We start from the raw sequence: 17,597 nt of genomic DNA, 5'->3' as shown, positions 1-17,597 counted from the left end.
CCGAGTTTCGATTCTCTCCCCCTTGGAACTCCCTCTCAACGACCAAAGGCTCTGCCTTTGGAAACCGGGAGAAGCTCCCGCTCTGGTTCTGTTCCACGCGCAGGCACAGCCTGCGCGTGAAGCGAGTGCGTAAGGGAAGCTTTCACGTCTGCAAATGGTACGGAAAGTGCTCTCAAGCCAACAAAAAAATGCGGCGAAGCCGCACCTGAAAACTGCGAGCCAACGAGAGTGCTCTGAAAATGCTCGCCGACGGACAAAAGAACTAAACTTTTGATTTGCTGTTGATAGGAGAGTGGGCATTTTTATTGGAGCGCCTTTTCAGTAGCTTTCGGCGTTGCATTCCGGAACTTGTTCCCCGAACGGATTCCAAAGGTGCCCTTTGGAAGGCCTTTGCTACCTTTCGTCCTTTCACGAAAGGTAGTGCCCGCCCCGGCACGAGGGGCAAGCCCTGCGCCAGCAGAATTTAGAGAGGAAATCTGTGAAGAAAAAATATTGATTATATAGAAGGTTGTTTCCGCGTGAAGATAGCCAGCGCACGCGCGACGAATGGAGCGCGAAGCGGAGGGTTTTCTTTAAGCTGTCCCGCTACTTATATGCAGGTTTAACCTGCCGTGACGTGCGTGCAGGCTCAGCCTGCAAAAGAAGCGCCGTCCCTCGGGGAGGGACGGCGCTTTCGGCCAAGGGCCGGTCAGCCACACCGGGGCGATTCGTGCGGCAGTTTTATTCTTACAGACAACGGCGCGGCGGAGCCGGGACCACGGTGCCGGGGGAGGCCCGCGGTTTTGAAAAGCATGCAGATCAATCATTGGGAATGATGATGGTTGAGATTCAAATTTTTTAAGGAACCCGGCCCGCTTTGCCCTGTCTGTAAGGCAGCAAAAAAGCGCCTGTTACGGATTCCCCAGCGGGGGGATACATCCATAACACAGCGCCTAATATCACAAGTGCAGTACACAACCCGCAGAACGGGACCCATTTTCGGGATTCGCCCCCCCTCTGTACAAGAAAGCGGAAATGAGTTATAATGTGTAAGCAACGCGCGGTATATCCGTTGTGTATGGAGGCTATGGCTCCGTATGCAGGGGATGAGGTGTTCCTGCACCTCGTCCCCGCTTTGCACTTAATTGTACCTTACCAGTAAATTGTACCATTTTCTGGGATTGATTGCAAGCTGAATTGTTGATATGAGAAAAAATATCACATGATAAAAGAAAGCGCCGGATTTTTAGAATCCGGCGCTTTTTGTATTGGAATGTGCCTGCCTGCCGCGTGCTGGAATAGAACGCTTGGGGCATCGAACAACAGAAAAACCGCGGAACAATAACGTTCCGCGGCGGCTCTGAAGCATCTTCTTGCAGAGAACCAGACTTTGCTGTTCGCTGCTTTTTATGGACCGGGTACGGCCCTGCTATAACGCTGTCCCTTTGAAAAAGGAACCGCTTAATAGTTTTCAGCTTTGCGCTCGAAGAAAGCCTGGGGATGTTTGCAGGCAGGACAGATCTTGGGGGCCTTATCGCCAATATGAATGTATCCGCAGTTGCGGCATACCCAAACGGTCTGCTCGCCGCTCTGGAAAACAATATCTTCCTGGATGTTCTTCAGCAGCTTGCGGTAGCGCTCTTCGTGGGTCTTCTCCACAGTGCCTACCAGCTTCATCGCAGTGGCAATCTCTTTAAAGCCTTCCTGCTCAGCGGTCTCGGCGAACTCTTTGTACATCTCTGTCCATTCGTAGTTTTCGCCCTGCGCAGCATCCAGCAGGTTATCCTTTGTGCAGCCGATCTCGCCGCCATGCAGATATTTAAACCACAGCTTGGCGTGTTCCTTCTCGTTGCCGGCGGTTTCCTCAAAAATAGCTGAGATCTGCTCGTAGCCTTCTTTTTTCGCCTGAGAAGCGTAGAATGTGTACTTGTTTCTGGCCTGGGATTCCCCTGCAAATGCGGTCAGCAGATTTGCTTCGGTTTTGCTTCCTTTCAGTTCCATACGGTTCGTCCTCCTTGTAAAAAATCAGTAAGGGATGCCACCCTGTTCCGGCCGCTTTTGCGCGACGGAACGAAACGCCGTTTCACCGGCATTTGGGAATAGGATGTGATCGCTTTCTTTTATTATACTAAATAATGTCAAAATTACAAGGGGATAAGGCAAAAAATCGAGAATTATTCGCAAATTTTTTTATAAATCTCCGCTTTGGAGTGTCCGCTTTCCTTTGCGGCACGTTTGGCAGACTCTGAAACAGAGGCGCCTTCCTCTAAAAAAGTGCGCGCAAGCTCTATGGCTTCCTCCAGCGTGAGCGGTCCCTCCACAGGGATGGGAGCCCCCTCGATCACCAGCACGAATTCCCCCTTGGGGCTTTCTTCGGAATACCGGCGCGCCGCTTCGGAGAGCGTGGTGCGGATGACCTCTTCGTGAATTTTCGTCAACTCGCGCACGAGCGCGATGCGGCGGTCGCCCCAGGCGGCCAGCATGTCGGCAAGGGTGGCAGAGAGCTTGTGCGGCGCTTCGTAGAACACCATGGTGCGGGTTTCAGCGGCCACCTGCTGCAGGTGTTCGCGCCGGGCGCGCTTGTTGACGCTCAAAAAGCCCTCGAACGTAAAGCGGCCCGTAGGCAGGCCCGAAATCGCCAACGCCGAAATCACCGCGCTGGGGCCGGGCACCACGAGCGTCTGGATCCCCAGCTCGGCACACTGGGCTACCAGCAGCTCGCCGGGGTCCGAAATCGCGGGCATTCCCGCATCGGAAACCAGAGCACAGGTTTCGCCCGCCAGTATCCTGCGGGTGATGACCCCGCCGCGCTCGAGCTTGTTGTGCTCAAAATAGCTCACCATCGGCTTTTTAATGCCCAGATGATTGAGTAGCTTTACGGTCACGCGGGTGTCCTCCGCGGCGATAAAATCCGCCTCGGCCAGCGTCTGCGCCGCGCGGGGCGAAAAATCCGATAAATTCCCGATGGGCGTGCCCACCACATACAGTTTTCCGGTCATCAGTGCCCCTCCTTGTAGTTACCGTAAATCTCCAGCATTTCCCGGGTGAAGGTTCCGTCTTCGTTGTGCAGGATCAGCGGCGGCTCCACCAAAAGGCCGCCGGGCTGCCCGTTTTTGCGGGCCTGAAGCAAAAAGAGCTTTGGCGCTTTGCCCTCGCGGGCCTGTACGAACCGCAGGCGCTTTGGCTCCAGGCCGTTCGTGCACAGGGTCGTGAAGATATCCGTCAGGCGCTCCGGCCGCTGACACAGGCACATGCGGCCCCCGTAGCGCAGGCAGGATGCGGCGGCGCGCGCCACGTCCTCCATGGTGCAGGTTTCCTCATGCCGGGCCATGCGCTTGCCCTGTTCGGGGTTTTCGATGCCCGTTCCCTGCGCCTTATACGGCGGGTTGCACGAAATCAGGTCGCAGTTTTCCAGCCATGGGTCGCGCGGCTTTGTTTGATCAAGCTGCCGCAGGTCGAGGTTCAGAACCCGCAGGCGGTCTGCTACGCCGCAGTGCTCGGCAGACTGCCGCACCAGCTCGCAGGCGTCGGGCTGGATTTCTACCCCGCAGATTTGGGCAGGCTCGTACCGCGCCAGCCAGATCAGCGGAATGGCGCCGCAGCCGGTGCCGAAATCGGCGCACTTCTCGCCCCGCTTGGGGGCCGCGAAATGCGCCAGCAAGATCGTATCGGTATTAAATCGGTGCGTCTGTGAGACGAACACGGAGATACTGGGGGAGAGTGGCTCCAGTTCAGGCTGCATGGGTTACCTCCGGCAGATCATTTTATGGGAGAAAAAAACCTTATTTGAAAGCAAGCGGCGGGCAGCGGGAGCCGCGCCCGAAAACTTGTCCAAAATTTAAGGCGGAGCAACGATCGCTCCGCCTTAAATCACTTTCAATGAGCCTTAAGCCTCGGGATTCGGGGCTCCTACGGGACACACGGAAGCGCAAGCACCGCACTCTGTGCAAAGCTCGGGATCAATTACGTACTTGTCAGCACCATCAGAGATGGCGCTCACGGGACACTCACCTGCGCAAGCACCGCAGGAAATGCAATCACTGTTAATAACATATGCCATTGTTAAGCACCTCCAGAATAAGTATTACACCCTTATTCTAACACACAATGGCAGAATTGCAACTGGTTTTTCCGAATTTGTGAATGGAATCTCAATCCTTTTCCAGCTCTTTTAGCTGATCGAGTTCCGCCTTGTTTACGCGGAGCTGGGCGTCTTTGATGAGCCTCACGTCCTTCACTTTGTAAGTAGAGGGCGCAGCATCCGGCGCTTTGTCGAGCCGAATCTGCAGTACGCCGGTCAAAAGATTCTGATCCACCACGGTGCCGCGTCCCTCGGGAGTCATCACAATCGCGTTCAGCTTCGGGGTCGTACGCAGCAAATCTAGGTAAGCCTCCTGCTCGTATTTCAGGCAGCACATCAGGCGGCCGCACGTGCCGGAGATTTTGACAGGATTGAGCGAAAGGTTCTGCTCCTTGGCCATCTTGATGGAGACCGGCTGGAAGCTGCCCAAAAAGGTGGAGCAGCAGAACGGCCGTCCGCAGATGCCAAGGCCGCCGAGCATTTTCGCCTCGTCGCGCACGCCGATCTGGCGCAGCTCGATGCGTGTGCGGAACACGGAGGCCAAATCCTTGACCAGCTCGCGAAAGTCCACACGGCCGTCGGCGGTAAAGTAAAACAGAATCTTGCTGTTGTCGAAGGTGTATTCCACGTCCACCAGCTTCATTTCGAGCTTGTGGGCGGCAATCTTTTTATTGCAGATCTCGAAGGCGCTCTTTTCGCGGATCTGATTTTCCGCAAGCTTCTTGAGGTCTTCCTGATTCGCAATGCGGATCAGCTTTTTGAGCGGCTGCACAATGCTTTCATCATCTACCTGGCGGTTTTCCATGGCGACCTCTCCGCATTCCACGCCGCGGGAGGTCTCAACGATGACCATGTCGCCTTTTTTCAAATTATTTCCATCGGGGTCAAAGTAATATACTTTGCCCACGTTTTTAAATCGTACGCCAATTACTTCGGCCATAGCTCTCTCCTTTATTGTTTAATATCCTGCCACGGCGCGCAGCTGCGCACAAAAAACCGTGACAAGGAGGGTATTGTTCGCGTTTTGATCCATGCGGCGGCGGGTCTGGATGCTGAGCTCCGTCAGCGCCAAAAGGCGGTCACGGGTCAGTTGGCGGGCCAGCTCCTGCGCAGAAGGATCGCGGGTAAGCGAGGTTCCGCCGGCGCGCAGCACGGCGGCATCGCGGAACAGCACCGTCAGGCGGTCGAGCACCTGGCGCAGCAGCTCGCGATTCTGGATCAGCGGCGCGCATGTTTTCAGCACCGCGGATTCATCCGGCAGAGGAAGCTCACGCAGAATCTGCGCGGCCAGCGCCGCGGCCTCGGGGTGATCTCCGGATTGCTCCCGGGGCTCCAGTGTCAAAATCAGCGAACGGGAGCGGATGGTGGGCAGCAGCGCTGAGGCAGACGGGCACGTGAGAATAAACAAAATCCCATCAGGGGGCTCTTCCAAAATTTTCAGCAGGGCATTCTGCGCCTGTTCGGACATGGTTTGAGCCTCAAACAGGCAGTATACTTTTCGGGAAGCCTCATTCGGCTTGATATACGCGTCGGAACGAACGCGGCGCACGGCATCCACGTGGAACGACCGCGCGGCAGTGCCGCCGCTTTCCACAATAATGTCGGGGTGCGACCCCGCTTTGGCCTTGATGCAGGCTGGGCACACACCGCAGGGGCGCTCACCCTGGGCGGTGCAGACGCAGGCTCTGGCCAGAATCTGCGCCAGAGTACGCTTGCCGCTGCCGGGCGGCCCCTCCAGAATCACCGCGTGAGGCAGGCGATCCTGTTCCAGCGCAAGCGAAAGCTGCTGACGCAGGGAATCGTTACCGAAAAATCCTTCAAAGATCATACTTTTTCATACCGCTCAACATTCATTACAAAAATAGTCGATCCACCGACCGTGACCTCCACGGGGAAGGAGGCGTAAAGCCCCATATCCATGGCAGAAGCGCTGGGCACGATCTGGGTTCGGCGGCTGCTGTGAGCGGCAATCTCGGAAATGACCTCTTCTACTTTATCGTCCTCTACACCGACGATGAAGGTGGTGTTGCCGGCTTTTAAAAAACCGCCGGTCGTTGCCAGTTTTGTGATGGGGAAGTGCTTTTTCGTCAATGCGGCCTGTACCGTGGCACTGTCGTCACTGCTGACAATGGCAAGGATCAGTTTCATAATATATCCCTCCTATACAGGTTGCGGAACGTTTTAAAAAGCGAAAATAGGGTATCTGATTTATTTTACCACTTTCAATGAAAAAATGCCATACCCACGTAAAAAGTCAGCAATTTCGTCCGTAATTTTTTCTCCGGGCATCACTACCGGCACGCCGGGCGGGCATGGGCAGGCGGTTTCTGCTGCGATTCTGCCGACGGCAGCCGCGAGAGGGAGCTCTTCTGCCGGGGAAAGCAGCGCCTGCCGGGGGGTGAGCAGCATGGGCGGCAGCGCGGGCAGCGCGGGTGCGGCCTCTGCAATTGCTTTGCCGGGGCGCAGGGCGCGAATCGCCGTTTCAAGACGCTGAAAATCGCTTTCGCTGTTGAACGGTGTGGCAATCAATACCACTTGGGCCGCGTCGGCGTATTCGGGCTCTACGCCATGTTCGCGCAGAAGCTCGGCGGCGTCTGTGCCAAGAATTCCCGCCTCGGCGGTACGCAGCGTGAGCCGTACCGGGTCGCAGTCGCCCTCCGGTGCGGAAATGCCCTGCCGGGCTGCCAGCTTCCGCACCGCCGCGACCCGATCCTCCAGCGCGGCGAACGCGGCGCGGCCGCTTTCTTCGAGCCAGGCGCGCGCCAGATCGAGCGACGCCATTACGAGGTACGACGGGCTTGTAGAGCCAAACAGCGCCATGGCTCTTTTTGCGTCCGACACAAACGACGGTTCCGCAAGATTGAGCCATGCTCCGCCAGTCAGCACCGGCAGCGTTTTGTGCGCGGAGCAGGCCGTGGCGGAGGCGCCCAGGAACAGCGGATGAAGATTCTTCTTTAAAAATGCCAGATGGGTGCCGTGGGCGTTGTCCACCAAAAGGGGAACTCCCGCTTCCCGGCAAATGGCGGAAATGGCGGGGATGTCCGCCAGAACGCCGTAATAGTCGGGGCTGGTGAGAAACACGGCCTTCGCGTCGGGGTGCTCCCGCAAAGCCGAGAGGACATCGCGGCTGTCTACCCGGCCGGGCAGGCCGCGCCCGGCGGTGGGCCGGGGAAGAATCCAGACCGGCGTAATGTCGAGCAGAGCCATGGTATGAACCACGCTGCGGTGCAGTACGCGGTCAAACAAAATCGTGCCGCCGCGCGGCGCGGCCAGATACAGCATCGCCTGCAGGCAGAGCGTGCAGCCGCCCGCGGAAAACAGCGTGCGTTTTGCTCCAAACAGCCGTGCCGCCCGCTGTTCCGCCGCAAGAATGGCCCCTTCGGCCTCAAAGAGGCTGTCGGTATCCGGCAGCTCGGTAAAATCGAGCGAAAGCAGGTCCGGCGGCAAGGCACCCGGCACATTTTTATGCCCCGGCGTATGAAAGGAGGCCCGGTTTTTCTGCCGGTGTTCCAAAAGCGCGGTGTAGAGCGGCGTGTCTGTCATAAGAAATCCTTTCGTGGAAACATGTTCTTCTTTTCTATTGTGATCCATAAAGCAGGAAATTACTTTGCTCCCTGCTTCAATTATACCATAAATAATCAAGTGCGCTAATGAGAATATGATCCATTCCCGGAATCAATCAGCCGACAATGCTTTTTCAGGCTTTGAAAGCTTTGCTCCGGCTTGTGCTGTGAGATAATGATAGCGTACCGAACCGGGCTTTTCAATCGCCAATGCGCCCCGTGGGAATGCGATAATCCTTTTCCCAGATCAGGATCGTCAAAGCGTCCGCGGGCGCGGCGTCGTAGAGCGAGCGGCGGGAAAGCTCCGCCAGAGCGGCCTCCGTTCCGGGCGCGGGGCGGTAGGGCCGGTGCGAGGTCATCGCTTCAAACACATCCGCTACAGCCAGAACACGGGCCTCCGGCAGAATCTCGTCCCCCGCCAGTCCGCGCGGATAGCCGGAGCCATCCATGCGCTCGTGGTGCTGCCGGATGATCTCTGCCAGCGGAGTGAAAAAAGAAATGTCTTTCACCATCTGATAGCCGGTTTCCGCGTGGGTGCGGATCAGCGCCATTTCCAGCGGGGTGAGGACTGTAGGCTTTGTGAGCAGATCGCCGGGGATACCGATCTTGCCGATGTCGTGAATCAGTGCGGCGCGGCGCAGCAGATCGCACCGCTCGGGCGGCCAGCCCATTTCCAGCGCGATATCGGTGGCCAGGCAGCTTACCCGAAGCTGATGCCCCGCGGTGTAAGGGTCTTTCTGTTCGACCATGCGGGCCATCACCAAAAGGGTGTCGTCCATCGCCTGCTCCAGCAGGCTGGCTTTTTCGCGCAGCTCCCGATGACAGCAGAAGGGCCTGTTTTCTTCGGGAGGGCCGGTGATCACCTGATACAGGGTTCCTCCGCGCCGGGCAAAATGGGGGGATTTTGGGAATTGCATAGCGGCTTCTCCTTTCCATAGCTTGTTTCATTGTATGCGCCGCAATGCCAAGGTTTGCCCGGCAGTTCGCACGCGCGGAAAGGAATTTTCGGGTTGTGAAAAAATCGAAGGACAAGGATTGCATAACCGGAGCGGTTGTGCTATACTACTATGGTAATATTTCCGCCCGTGGCGAAGCTGGATATCGCAGCAGATTCCGATTCTGAAGGCCGGGGGTTCGAATCCCTCCGGGCGGGCCAGCAGGCTGAGCCTGCACGCACGACGCGCTCCTCACTATGTGAGGAGCCGTTTTGTTTTATGCCCGCGTTTTGACGCTGCATCTGTTTTGAGCCAATGACACAATTTTAGCCTAATTTCTATGTTATATTTACATAATCAGATTATTTATAATAAAGGAGGAAAAAGGGAGTGGAATATTCAGCCATTGCATTAGTATTGATTGCTGGACTGTTGGCATATAACGAAATCTTAGCCTTAAAGAAAGAGATTAAAAATCAAGAAAAGCGGCTAAATCAATTAGCAAAACTGACAGGTCATGAAGCTTTGTCTTCCCAATGGATTTCTGATGAATTAAAAGAGCAGATAATTCAGTTAAAACGAGACGGGAAAGAAGTAGAGGCCATTAAAAAAGTTCGTGAACAAACCAAAATGGATTTAGTAGAAGCAAAACAATATGTTGACAACTTGTGATAAAAACATTTGCCGTCAGCAGATTAGGCGCATAGCTTGAAGCCTTTTTATATAAATTGAGAAAAGCTGTGCCTGCATCTGTTTTGTACTGATGACACATAGAAAACACAGTTCAGCCTTTCTGGCTGGGCTGGTTTTTTTTATGATTGAGCGATTCCCGACGCGAAAGCACATTGCTGCCTTGAGCGCCGAACCAGCGGGCTTGCCGCCGCTGTGAAATCCCCCCGGGCGGGCCGGAATGTTTTACCGAAAGAAGTCGATTCCGAAAAAAATGGACTTCTTTTATTTTATAGGGTAAAATGATAAAAAGGATTTCCATTATTTGTATGATCGGAGGGTTAACGTTATGGATGATGAGCTGAAAATCAAAATGAGCGCATTTACACTGGACTGCAAGGACCCGAATGAATTAGCGAAATTCTATGCGGCGCTGCTCAAATGGGAAATACCGTTCTATGATGAAGAATACGCAGTCGTGGGTGCTCCGGGGACAAATCAGGGAGCATACCCCGGTATAACGTTTCAGCGGAACCCGGAGTATCAGCCGCCTGTGTGGCCCGAAGAGCCGGAGGCTCAGCAGCAAATGGCGCATATCGACTTTGCAGTGAATGATTTGGAAAAATCGGTTGAATATGCAATCCATTGCGGGGCAACAGTCGCAGAGAAACAATTTTCTGACAGTTGGACAGTGATGTTCGACCCCGCCGGACACCCTTTTTGCCTGTGCCAAATGAAGCATGTTTTTGAGAGCCCCCATTTTGCGCTGCTGTAGAAAGCTGCGAAGCGAAACAGTATGAGCATGACGCGAATCTGTCCGGGTATCTATATTCACTTGACTTCTTACCAGACTGAGTCTGGACGCAATTCGCGTTCAGGCTCTTTTCTTTTTTCTTTCGTGAAAATAAACAACTTATAAATGAAAAATCCAAGCAAAATACCGAATGTTAATTGACAAACAAAGTAGAATGCCGTATCATGTTAGCTATAGCTAACATGATACGGCATTCTGCCGGCAACCGCTGATAAGGTAAGGAAGGTGATTAACTTGTACGTACTGGATTACGTGAATAACGTTTTATGGCTGGGAGTCCCTGATCTGATAAAGGGGCTGGTTCTATCCATTGTGTTTCTCTTCATTTTTAAAAATGCCATCCGAAAACACAGTCTTATTTTTTACATTTATCCCGGGCTTCTGTTTTTATGGTATTGTACATACGGAATCCTAAATTTATTTAATGTGAACCTGTACGAAATGATGGGGGAAACCGTTTGGTGGACGATCCTTTGGCTGCCGCACTCTTACGCATTGGATACCGTGATCGGAATCGCGTTTATTTTGATTGTAATGTTCATCGGCGTACTGCCGAAATGGGAATTTGTAAGGCAGCTCTACACCATCAGAAAAGAGATGTCGATCATCGGGGGACTCATTTTGATCGGCCATGGGGTGATGAGGCTTCCTACTATGAAATGGGCCTGGGAGAATATGAAAGAAATGAACGGGTTCCTCGTCTTTTCATACGCCATACTGGGCGTCGTTTTATTGGTGCTGATTTTCATTCCCTGGATCACATCCTTCCACTTTGCCAGAAAGCGGCTTACTCCCAAAGGCTGGAAAAAGCTGCAGACTTACACAAGCGTTCCGTTAATGATATTGATCTGCGTTTTTGGAATCGCGATCAATTTGGGATGGGGCTTCGCTATCCTGCCAGGCTTCGGTTCCTCCCTGTGGGACACCCAAACGGCCGCGGACGGTACGGCTGTGTCGAATCTTTCTCAGGGCTATCAGGTGGCAACCGCATTTTTATCCGCCAAGCTGTATTTGGCTTTGATGATTGTGTACATTTGGCTGAGAAGAAAGAAAATAAAGAAACAATCCCAGCCGGTGAAGCAGGTTAAAATACAGGAGAAAACCGATCTGGTAAACGTAAATTAAGCGGCTCAAAGATCAAGTGAAACAAGGGCTTGGATTGGAATCATTTCTGATCCGTGCCCTTGTTTTTTTCTGTCGGTAACGAAACCACAATCCATTCCTCTTTCGGCGAGGAAATCAATTGTTCCTCGCATTCACATTGTGCCGCCACCCAGTTTACTACTATCTGATTTTAACCCGATTCAGGTTAAAATCAGATAGTAGTGTGTGCTTTATTGTATACTGCTATTGGGTGATGATGATGCAGTATCTCGAACGCATTCGTGCATTAAGATGGGATAAGGATTTGACACAAACAGATGTAGCAAACCTACTGTATATTGATCGAACCACATATACGTACTATGAGTTGGGAAAAACACGGATTCCCCTCGACAGCATGCTGGTGCTTGCAAAATATTACGATGTCAGTATGGATTATCTAAGCGGGGCCAGCGATATCAAAACTGCGTATCCCAGAAAATAACGAAAATGCTGCTTACTGGTGAATCCTTCCGGGCAGGCAGCAAAAATAAGAGCAGGGCCGGGGTTTTATATAAAACCCCGGTCCTGCTGCGTTTCAAACGGATCACATGCTTTTTCCGAAATGCTCCATCGCCTTTTTAAACTCATCCACATACTCAGGCTTGATCAGTTCAAGGATTCTTTTTCCGCTTTCGGCAAGTGCATCGGCATCAAAGGCGCCCGCCTGCTGCTGCGCAAAGTTTTCTTTCAGCAAAGCAGATAATTCGGCTTCTTTTCCTTCCTGGGCACGCTCAAGAATCCAAGTGAAAAATTGATTTTGACCTTTTTCCATGTCAGGTTCCCCTTCCTCGCGTTTGGTCATTATGATGCCCCAAAAGCAAATGGGTATCAAGGGCCGTTCTATTTTCAAAAGCAGGGAACTGCTTTGATGTGTCACTTTAGCTGTGTTTTACAGGCACCGTTTCTTGGGAGGCAGAAGGAAAAACAGCCCAGTCTGTTTGAAAAAAGAGTAGCGCTGTGTATTTATAGTGCACTTATTTCGTTAAAAAAATAATGATGCTTCTATTTAAGAATTTTTATGATAAGATGAATTCATCACTTTTCGTTTGGAGGTTTCTATGTCGTTCTTGGACAAATCTGTGGATTATAAAAGCTACACGATGCGTGAAGCAATAGATGAGGCAAAACGCTGTTTGAGGTGCAAGGTTCCCTCGTGTCAGAAGGGGTGCCCAATCAGTAATGATATCCCCGATTTTATCTATCAGTTATCGAAGGGCAATTTGGGGGAAGCAAGAGAAATCCTTGCAAGAAAAACGAATTTGCCCGCTGTATGCGGCCGCATTTGCCCGCACGAAAAGCAGTGCGTGGGCCACTGTGTGCTCAATGCAAAGGGCACCCCGATACAGGTAGGAAAACTGGAAGAATTCATCGCCGACTTTGATGCGGAAATGGGGCTGATCAAAGAAAATCTGGTTCATAAAACAAGGGGAAAAGTCGCTGTGATCGGTTCCGGCCCGGCCGGACTTACCGTGGCGGGTGACCTTGCCCGGCAGGGGTTTAACGTTGTCATTTATGAAAAAGAAAATGAGCCCGGCGGGGTACTCGTTTACGGAATACCCGAATTCAGACTCCCGAAAGAGGTCGTGAGAAAAGAAATAAAGAAAATTGAGGCTCTGGGAGTAACCTTTTTAACCAATGTAATGATAGGCCCCGACCTGACTGTCGACGACATGTTTTCGCGGAATTACGATGCGATTTTTATCGGCACCGGCACCGCTTTGGCAAGAAATATTGATTTGCCCGGAAGAGATAAAATCGGAATCCTTCAGGCCATTTATTTTCTTCGGATGGTTGCCTTATACAACAGCGGAGATGTGGACAGGGATGAAATCCCACTCAAGCAAGGGGACAAAGTGGTTATCATCGGTGCGGGCAATGTCGCGATGGACGCCGCCCGTACCGCTTTAAGAGCCGGAGCGGGATCGGTTGCGATTGTATACCGCAAGGGGGAAGAAGATATGCCGGCCCTGAAATCGGAGTATCATAGCGCTCTTGAAGAAGGGGTTCAATTTATTTGGCATGCCGAGCCTGCCCAGTTTAACGGCGACGAAAGAGTCAACGGCATTACTTTAAAGCAGGGCGGTCATTTCCTGAATGTGGATGCGGATGTCATCATGCTTGCAATCGGATCAAAGCCTGCCAGCCGAATCGTATCCACTACCACAGGCATTGAGGTAAATCAAAACGGCTATGTGGTCACCAAAGAGAAGCCTTATGGGATGACAATGAGAAAAGGCGTTTTCGCAGGGGGAGATGTCGTTCATCAGCCGGCGACCGTAGTTCTTGCGATGAAAGAAGCAAAAAAGGTTGCCGAGGGAATCGCTTCGTATGTAGATGCCATTAAGCTTCTGGAGCTGTAGCAGCACCCGGTTCATAAAGCCGAAGGGTTGCGCGAGGTTTCTTCTGTGTCTGTTTTGATGAAAAATGCAGTTCGGCCCCTGTGGCTGCGCTGCATTTTTGTTGCTTTGAGCAGCTGTGCTGCAAACCGTCAGGCTGACCATGGTGAAATCACCGGAGGGCTGTGTTTTTTCCAAAGAAGCCGATCCTGCAGGGGGACAACTTCTTCCGCCTGTAGGATTGAAAAAGAATTTCTGATGATTTATGATTGATAATATCTAAAACAGATCATTCTCTTTTCAGCAAAACCGCTGTCAATCGTGGAGGGAAGCACAATGAAATACGTTGCACTGTTCAGAGGGATCAACGTCGGCGGAAAAAACATTGTAAAAATGCAGGATTTAAAGCAGCTTTTGCTGGATTTGGGCTTACAGCAGGTCAATACGTATATCCAAAGCGGCAATGTGGTTTTTGAGGCGGCTCTGGAGGAAATACCTTTGCGGGACAGGATCCATACCGCTTTTTCGAAACGCTTTGGGTTTGAAAGCGATGTGATTCTGCGCAGTATGGACGAAATAAATACCTTGGTTGATCGACTGCCGTTCTCAGCAGAAGAAATAGCGAAAGCGGAGGCCGCCGATCCGCAGGTGGAACACCTGTATGTATATTTTTTAGAGAACCCGCCGGAACCGCCAAAACTGGACGCCATTTGCAGAAAGCACACTGGCCCGGACCTGTTTCAGGCAGGGGAGAGGGAAATCTATCTTCTTTGCAGCGAAAGTATCCGCAAGTCAAAGCTGGCGATCGGCATATCAAAAGCCTTTGATTCCGCTACCGCGCGAAACTGGAAAACTGTTCTCAAACTGACGGATATGCTGGCCAAGCTGTAAGGCTGGTTTCAAGCGGTTTTTATACCCGAGGGAACATTCGGGATACCTGCTTTGGGCATGAGCAGAGCCTTAGATCAACATTTGAATTTGCGTAAAAAATAAGAACAGGGAGAAATCCCTGTTCTTATTTTTTATAGAATTGCAGGATTTACCCCTCGGGATATTTCCCTAGACTTATCTCCCGTAGTAGGCGTCAAGATACATCTGCCGGATTTCGCTCATCAGCGGATACCGGGGGTTGGCGCCGGTGCACTGGTCATCGAAGGCGTGCTCGGTCATTTCATCGAGCGTTGCCAGAAACGCGGCTTCGTCAACGCCCCAGGCCTGAATCGACTTCGGGATGCCGATTTTGGCTTTGAGCTCTTCAATCGCGGCGATCAGGCCATTGAATTTTTCTTCCTCATCCTTGCCGGGAATGCCGAGAAAATCGGCGCATTCGCAGTAACGCTCCAGCGTATGCGGATACTGATACTGCGGGAAGGTTCCCATTTTGGCCGGGCGGGGATCGGCGTTAAAGCGCATGACATAGGTGATCATCAGCGCGTTGGCCACGCCGTGCGGCAGGTGGTGGAAGGCCCCCAGCTTATGCGCCATGGAGTGGCAGACGCCGAGGAACGCGTTGGCAAACGCCATGCCCGCCATGGTGGAGGCATCCGCCATTTTTTCGCGTGCGATGGGGTCCGCTGCGCCGTGCTCGTACGCCCGGGGCAGATAGGTGAAGATGTTTTTCAGGGCCTTGAGCGCAAGGCCGTCGGTGTAATCTGTTGCGAGCATGGCGGCGTAGGCTTCCAGCGCGTGGGTCATGGCGTCGATGCCGGAAGCGGCGGTCAGCCCCTTGGGCATGTGCATCATCAAATCCACGTCTACAATCGCCATTTTGGGCATCAGCTCGTAATCGGCCAGCGGGTATTTGATGCCGGTGGCTTCGTCTGTAATGACGGCGAACGGCGTTACCTCCGAGCCGGTGCCGGCCGAGGTGGGGATGGCGATGAAATAAGCTTTTTCGCCCATTTTCGGGAACGTGTACACCCGCTTGCGGATATCCATAAAGCGCATGGCGAGGTCCATAAAATCGACTTCGGGATGCTCATACATCGTCCACATGATCTTGGCGGCATCCATCGCAGAGCCACCGCCCAGCGCGATAATGCAGTCCGGCGCGAACGCTTTCATGGCGGCGGCGCCTTCCTTGGCGCAGTGCAGGGTGGGATCGGGCTGAACATCGAAAAAGGTCGTGTGCGCGATTCCCAGTTCGTCAAGGCGGTCGGTAATACTCTTTGTATATCCGTTGCGGAACAGGAATTCGTCGGTGACGAGGAATGCTCTTTTTTTGTTCAGCACATCTTTCAGCTCGCCCAGAGCGACCGGCAGGCAGCCCCGCTTAAAATAAACCTTTTCCGGGGCGCGGAACCAAAGCATATTTTCTCTCCTCTCCGCAACGGTTTTGATGTTCAGCAGGTGTTTGACGCCCACGTTTTCCGATACGGAGTTTCCGCCCCAGGAGCCGCAGCCGAGCGTCAGCGAGGGGGGAAGCTTAAAGTTATACAGGTCGCCGATGCCGCCCTGCGCGGCGGGCGTATTGATGAGCACGCGGCAGGTTTTCATCGCGGCGGTGAACTGCCGGAGTTTTTCCGGCTCGGTTACGGTGTTGATATACAGCGAAGAGGTGTGGCCGTATCCGCCGTCCGCTACCAGACGCTCCGCCTTCTGGATCGCGTCGGCAAAATCCTTGGCGCGGTACATGGCCAGAACGGGACTGAGCTTTTCATGGGCAAAGGCCTCCTGCGGCTCTACGCTTTCCACCTCTCCGATCAGGATCTTCGCGTTTTCCGGTACGTCAAAGCCCGAAAGCTTTGCGATGGCGTGTGCGGACTGGCCGACGATTTTGGAGTTGAGCGCGCCGTTGATCAGAATCGTCCGGCGGACCTTCTCTGTTTCGTCCGGGTTGAGCAGATAGCAGCCGCGCGCCGCAAACTCTGCTTTAACCTGCTTGTAGACACCGTCCAGCACAATCACGGACTGCTCCGAAGCGCAGATCATGCCGTTGTCGAAGGTTTTGGAGTGGATGATCGAGTTGACGGCCAAAATCAGGTCTGCCGAATCGTCGATGATGGCGGGGGTGTTGCCCGCGCCCACGCCGATGGCCGGCTTGCCGGAGGAGTAGGCGGCCTGCACCATGCCGGGGCCGCCGGTGGCGAGAATCAGATCCGCTTCTTTCATGGCCTGATTGGTCAGCTCCACGGAGGGGGCGTCGATCCAGGCGATGATGCCCTTGGGCGCGCCTGCGGCCACGGCTGCATTCAGAACCACCCGCGCGGCGGCAATCGTGCTTTCTTTTGCGCGCGGATGTGGGCAAATGAGGATGGCGTTCCGGGTTTTCAGGCAGAGAAGCATTTTAAAAATAGCGGTGGAGGTCGGATTTGTCGTGGGAACCACAGCAGCGATCACGCCGATCGGCTCCGCGATGGTCTGAACGCCGAACGAGGTATCCTGCTCCAGCACGCCGCAGGTTTTGGTGTTTTTATACGCGTTGTAAATATATTCGGAAGCATAGTGGTTCTTAATGACCTTGTCTTCCACGATCCCCATGCCGGTTTCTGCAACTGCCAGCTTTGCAAGAGGAATCCGCTGATGGTTTGCAGCCATGGCTGCAGCCAGAAAAATCTGGTCCACCTGTTCCTGCGAATAGGTAGAAAAAAGCTTCTGGGCATTGCGCAGCGCGGCGATTTTAGAGGTAAGAGTTTCTACTCCGTTGTCATATACAACTACGACGGGTTCCTGTACGGCGATCTCGGGAGCTTTTTTTGTAGCCATTTCAATTCCTCCGATTCAAAAATGTAAGTGAATGACTGGGTGGATGAACGATACAAATGATATTGTTATTTTTTTAACTATATCTCACATCCCTATTATATCTAACTTGTTAATTGTTTGTCAATCTATTTTGCATGAAAATTGAAAGAATTTTGATCGGAGTATTTTGTAAGTTCATTTTACGGAAAAAAGATGGGTGCTTTTCTCTGCCAAAAGACCACTAAGTATGTGGATTCTTGAAAGGTGTAATAAAAACTGTTCAGTTTGATAAAAAATAGTCAGCATTAAAAATAAAAAATAATAAAAATTACAAGCCAAAATGTTGACTTTACCTATTTTATATACTATAATGAGCGCATCAAATGAATG

17 protein-coding genes and 1 tRNA gene are annotated in these 17,597 nt (G+C 52.6%); 7 read left to right on the top strand and 11 right to left on the bottom strand.

The window, feature by feature from the left end:
* Window positions 1-1,440: 1,440 nt before the first annotated feature.
* The 9 genes from rbr to TY09_RS09950 all read right to left on the bottom strand — a co-directional run bounded on the left by rbr (window position 1,441) and on the right by TY09_RS09950 (window position 8,540).
* Window positions 1,441-1,980: a rubrerythrin gene (gene rbr, locus TY09_RS09985; RefSeq protein WP_042433776.1), complete on the bottom strand. Its 540-nt coding sequence runs from the start codon at window positions 1,978-1,980 to the stop codon at window positions 1,441-1,443.
* A 173-nt stretch (window positions 1,981-2,153) separates the two neighbouring features.
* Window positions 2,154-2,978 carry a 16S rRNA (cytidine(1402)-2'-O)-methyltransferase gene (rsmI, locus tag TY09_RS09980; RefSeq protein WP_042433774.1) on the bottom strand — a complete coding sequence of 275 codons (825 nt, stop codon included), beginning with the start codon at window positions 2,976-2,978 and terminating at the stop codon, window positions 2,154-2,156.
* Window positions 2,978-3,721, bottom strand: a complete 744-nt coding sequence (locus TY09_RS09975) for a tRNA1(Val) (adenine(37)-N6)-methyltransferase (RefSeq protein WP_042433772.1) — start codon at window positions 3,719-3,721, stop codon at window positions 2,978-2,980. Before TY09_RS09975 ends, rsmI begins: the two co-directional genes overlap by 1 nt.
* 144 nt (window positions 3,722-3,865) lie before the next feature.
* Window positions 3,866-4,039, bottom strand: coding sequence for a 4Fe-4S binding protein (locus TY09_RS17945; RefSeq protein WP_074432630.1), 174 nt, complete (start codon window positions 4,037-4,039; stop codon window positions 3,866-3,868).
* A 91-nt stretch (window positions 4,040-4,130) separates the two neighbouring features.
* Complete coding sequence (locus TY09_RS09970; RefSeq protein ID WP_009059694.1) at window positions 4,131-5,000, bottom strand: PSP1 domain-containing protein; 870 nt, start codon at window positions 4,998-5,000, stop codon at window positions 4,131-4,133.
* A gap of 18 nt (window positions 5,001-5,018) precedes the next feature.
* Window positions 5,019-5,888, bottom strand: a complete 870-nt coding sequence (locus TY09_RS09965) for a DNA polymerase III subunit (RefSeq protein WP_009059673.1) — start codon at window positions 5,886-5,888, stop codon at window positions 5,019-5,021.
* Window positions 5,885-6,208 carry a cyclic-di-AMP receptor gene (locus TY09_RS09960; RefSeq protein WP_009059687.1) on the bottom strand — a complete coding sequence of 108 codons (324 nt, stop codon included), beginning with the start codon at window positions 6,206-6,208 and terminating at the stop codon, window positions 5,885-5,887. Before TY09_RS09960 ends, TY09_RS09965 begins: the two co-directional genes overlap by 4 nt.
* A gap of 60 nt (window positions 6,209-6,268) precedes the next feature.
* Entirely contained in the window at window positions 6,269-7,603 is a 1,335-nt protein-coding gene (locus tag TY09_RS09955; RefSeq protein ID WP_042433786.1) for an aminotransferase class I/II-fold pyridoxal phosphate-dependent enzyme, read from the bottom strand.
* A gap of 220 nt (window positions 7,604-7,823) precedes the next feature.
* Complete coding sequence (locus tag TY09_RS09950) at window positions 7,824-8,540, bottom strand: HD-GYP domain-containing protein (protein ID WP_042433769.1); 717 nt, start codon at window positions 8,538-8,540, stop codon at window positions 7,824-7,826.
* A gap of 162 nt (window positions 8,541-8,702) precedes the next feature.
* On the opposite strand from TY09_RS09950, the gene TY09_RS09945 reads away from it, so the two are divergent.
* The 5 genes from TY09_RS09945 to TY09_RS09925 all read left to right on the top strand — a co-directional run bounded on the left by TY09_RS09945 (window position 8,703) and on the right by TY09_RS09925 (window position 11,629).
* Window positions 8,703-8,779, top strand: a tRNA-Arg gene (locus tag TY09_RS09945).
* Between the two features lie 169 nt (window positions 8,780-8,948).
* Complete coding sequence (locus tag TY09_RS09940) at window positions 8,949-9,230, top strand: hypothetical protein (RefSeq protein WP_009059704.1); 282 nt, start codon at window positions 8,949-8,951, stop codon at window positions 9,228-9,230.
* Window positions 9,231-9,576: 346 nt separating this feature from the next.
* A complete protein-coding gene (locus TY09_RS09935) occupies window positions 9,577-10,002 on the top strand; it encodes a VOC family protein (protein WP_009059662.1) in 426 nt (141 codons plus the stop codon).
* Between the two features lie 480 nt (window positions 10,003-10,482).
* Window positions 10,483-11,166, top strand: coding sequence for a hypothetical protein (locus TY09_RS09930; RefSeq protein WP_147584648.1), 684 nt, complete (start codon window positions 10,483-10,485; stop codon window positions 11,164-11,166).
* A 202-nt stretch (window positions 11,167-11,368) separates the two neighbouring features.
* A complete protein-coding gene (locus TY09_RS09925; RefSeq protein WP_242841475.1) occupies window positions 11,369-11,629 on the top strand; it encodes a helix-turn-helix domain-containing protein in 261 nt (86 codons plus the stop codon).
* Window positions 11,630-11,731: 102 nt separating this feature from the next.
* Here the strand turns inward: TY09_RS09925 and TY09_RS09920 are convergent, their stop codons facing one another.
* A complete protein-coding gene (locus tag TY09_RS09920) occupies window positions 11,732-11,959 on the bottom strand; it encodes a hypothetical protein (RefSeq protein WP_042433763.1) in 228 nt (75 codons plus the stop codon).
* 286 nt (window positions 11,960-12,245) lie between these two features.
* On the opposite strand from TY09_RS09920, the gene TY09_RS09915 reads away from it, so the two are divergent.
* Together TY09_RS09915 and TY09_RS09905 are read left to right on the top strand one after the other, a co-directional pair.
* Complete coding sequence (locus TY09_RS09915; protein ID WP_042433758.1) at window positions 12,246-13,547, top strand: NAD(P)-dependent oxidoreductase; 1,302 nt, start codon at window positions 12,246-12,248, stop codon at window positions 13,545-13,547.
* Between the two features lie 312 nt (window positions 13,548-13,859).
* Window positions 13,860-14,414, top strand: a complete 555-nt coding sequence (locus tag TY09_RS09905) for a DUF1697 domain-containing protein (RefSeq protein ID WP_042433754.1) — start codon at window positions 13,860-13,862, stop codon at window positions 14,412-14,414.
* Between the two features lie 174 nt (window positions 14,415-14,588).
* Here TY09_RS09905 and adhE read toward each other — a convergent pair whose 3' ends face one another.
* Entirely contained in the window at window positions 14,589-17,228 is a 2,640-nt protein-coding gene (gene adhE, locus TY09_RS09900) for a bifunctional acetaldehyde-CoA/alcohol dehydrogenase (RefSeq protein WP_042433752.1), read from the bottom strand.
* Between the last annotated feature and the right edge of the window lie 369 nt (window positions 17,229-17,597).

The organism is Faecalispora jeddahensis (assembly GCF_000577335.1).
GTDB lineage: Bacteria > Bacillota > Clostridia > Oscillospirales > Acutalibacteraceae > Faecalispora > Faecalispora jeddahensis.
This window is presented reverse-complemented; position numbering and strand designations above follow the sequence as displayed.

What these genes read in the sequence shown, in the direction of transcription:
- rbr (WP_042433776.1), bottom strand. Translation starts at nt 1,980, where the DNA reads ATGGAACTGAAAGGAAGCAAAACCGAAGCAAATCTGCTGACCGCATTT.
- rsmI (WP_042433774.1), bottom strand. Translation starts at nt 2,978, where the DNA reads ATGACCGGAAAACTGTATGTGGTGGGCACGCCCATCGGGAATTTATCG.
- TY09_RS09975 (WP_042433772.1), bottom strand. Translation starts at nt 3,721, where the DNA reads ATGCAGCCTGAACTGGAGCCACTCTCCCCCAGTATCTCCGTGTTCGTC.
- TY09_RS17945 (WP_074432630.1), bottom strand. Translation starts at nt 4,039, where the DNA reads ATGGCATATGTTATTAACAGTGATTGCATTTCCTGCGGTGCTTGCGCA.
- TY09_RS09970 (WP_009059694.1), bottom strand. Translation starts at nt 5,000, where the DNA reads ATGGCCGAAGTAATTGGCGTACGATTTAAAAACGTGGGCAAAGTATAT.
- TY09_RS09965 (WP_009059673.1), bottom strand. Translation starts at nt 5,888, where the DNA reads ATGATCTTTGAAGGATTTTTCGGTAACGATTCCCTGCGTCAGCAGCTT.
- TY09_RS09960 (WP_009059687.1), bottom strand. Translation starts at nt 6,208, where the DNA reads ATGAAACTGATCCTTGCCATTGTCAGCAGTGACGACAGTGCCACGGTA.
- TY09_RS09955 (WP_042433786.1), bottom strand. Translation starts at nt 7,603, where the DNA reads ATGACAGACACGCCGCTCTACACCGCGCTTTTGGAACACCGGCAGAAA.
- TY09_RS09950 (WP_042433769.1), bottom strand. Translation starts at nt 8,540, where the DNA reads ATGCAATTCCCAAAATCCCCCCATTTTGCCCGGCGCGGAGGAACCCTG.
- TY09_RS09935 (WP_009059662.1), top strand. Translation starts at nt 9,577, where the DNA reads ATGGATGATGAGCTGAAAATCAAAATGAGCGCATTTACACTGGACTGC.
- TY09_RS09930 (WP_147584648.1), top strand. Translation starts at nt 10,483, where the DNA reads ATGATGGGGGAAACCGTTTGGTGGACGATCCTTTGGCTGCCGCACTCT.
- TY09_RS09920 (WP_042433763.1), bottom strand. Translation starts at nt 11,959, where the DNA reads ATGGAAAAAGGTCAAAATCAATTTTTCACTTGGATTCTTGAGCGTGCC.
- TY09_RS09915 (WP_042433758.1), top strand. Translation starts at nt 12,246, where the DNA reads ATGTCGTTCTTGGACAAATCTGTGGATTATAAAAGCTACACGATGCGT.
- TY09_RS09905 (WP_042433754.1), top strand. Translation starts at nt 13,860, where the DNA reads ATGAAATACGTTGCACTGTTCAGAGGGATCAACGTCGGCGGAAAAAAC.
- adhE (WP_042433752.1), bottom strand. Translation starts at nt 17,228, where the DNA reads ATGGCTACAAAAAAAGCTCCCGAGATCGCCGTACAGGAACCCGTCGTA.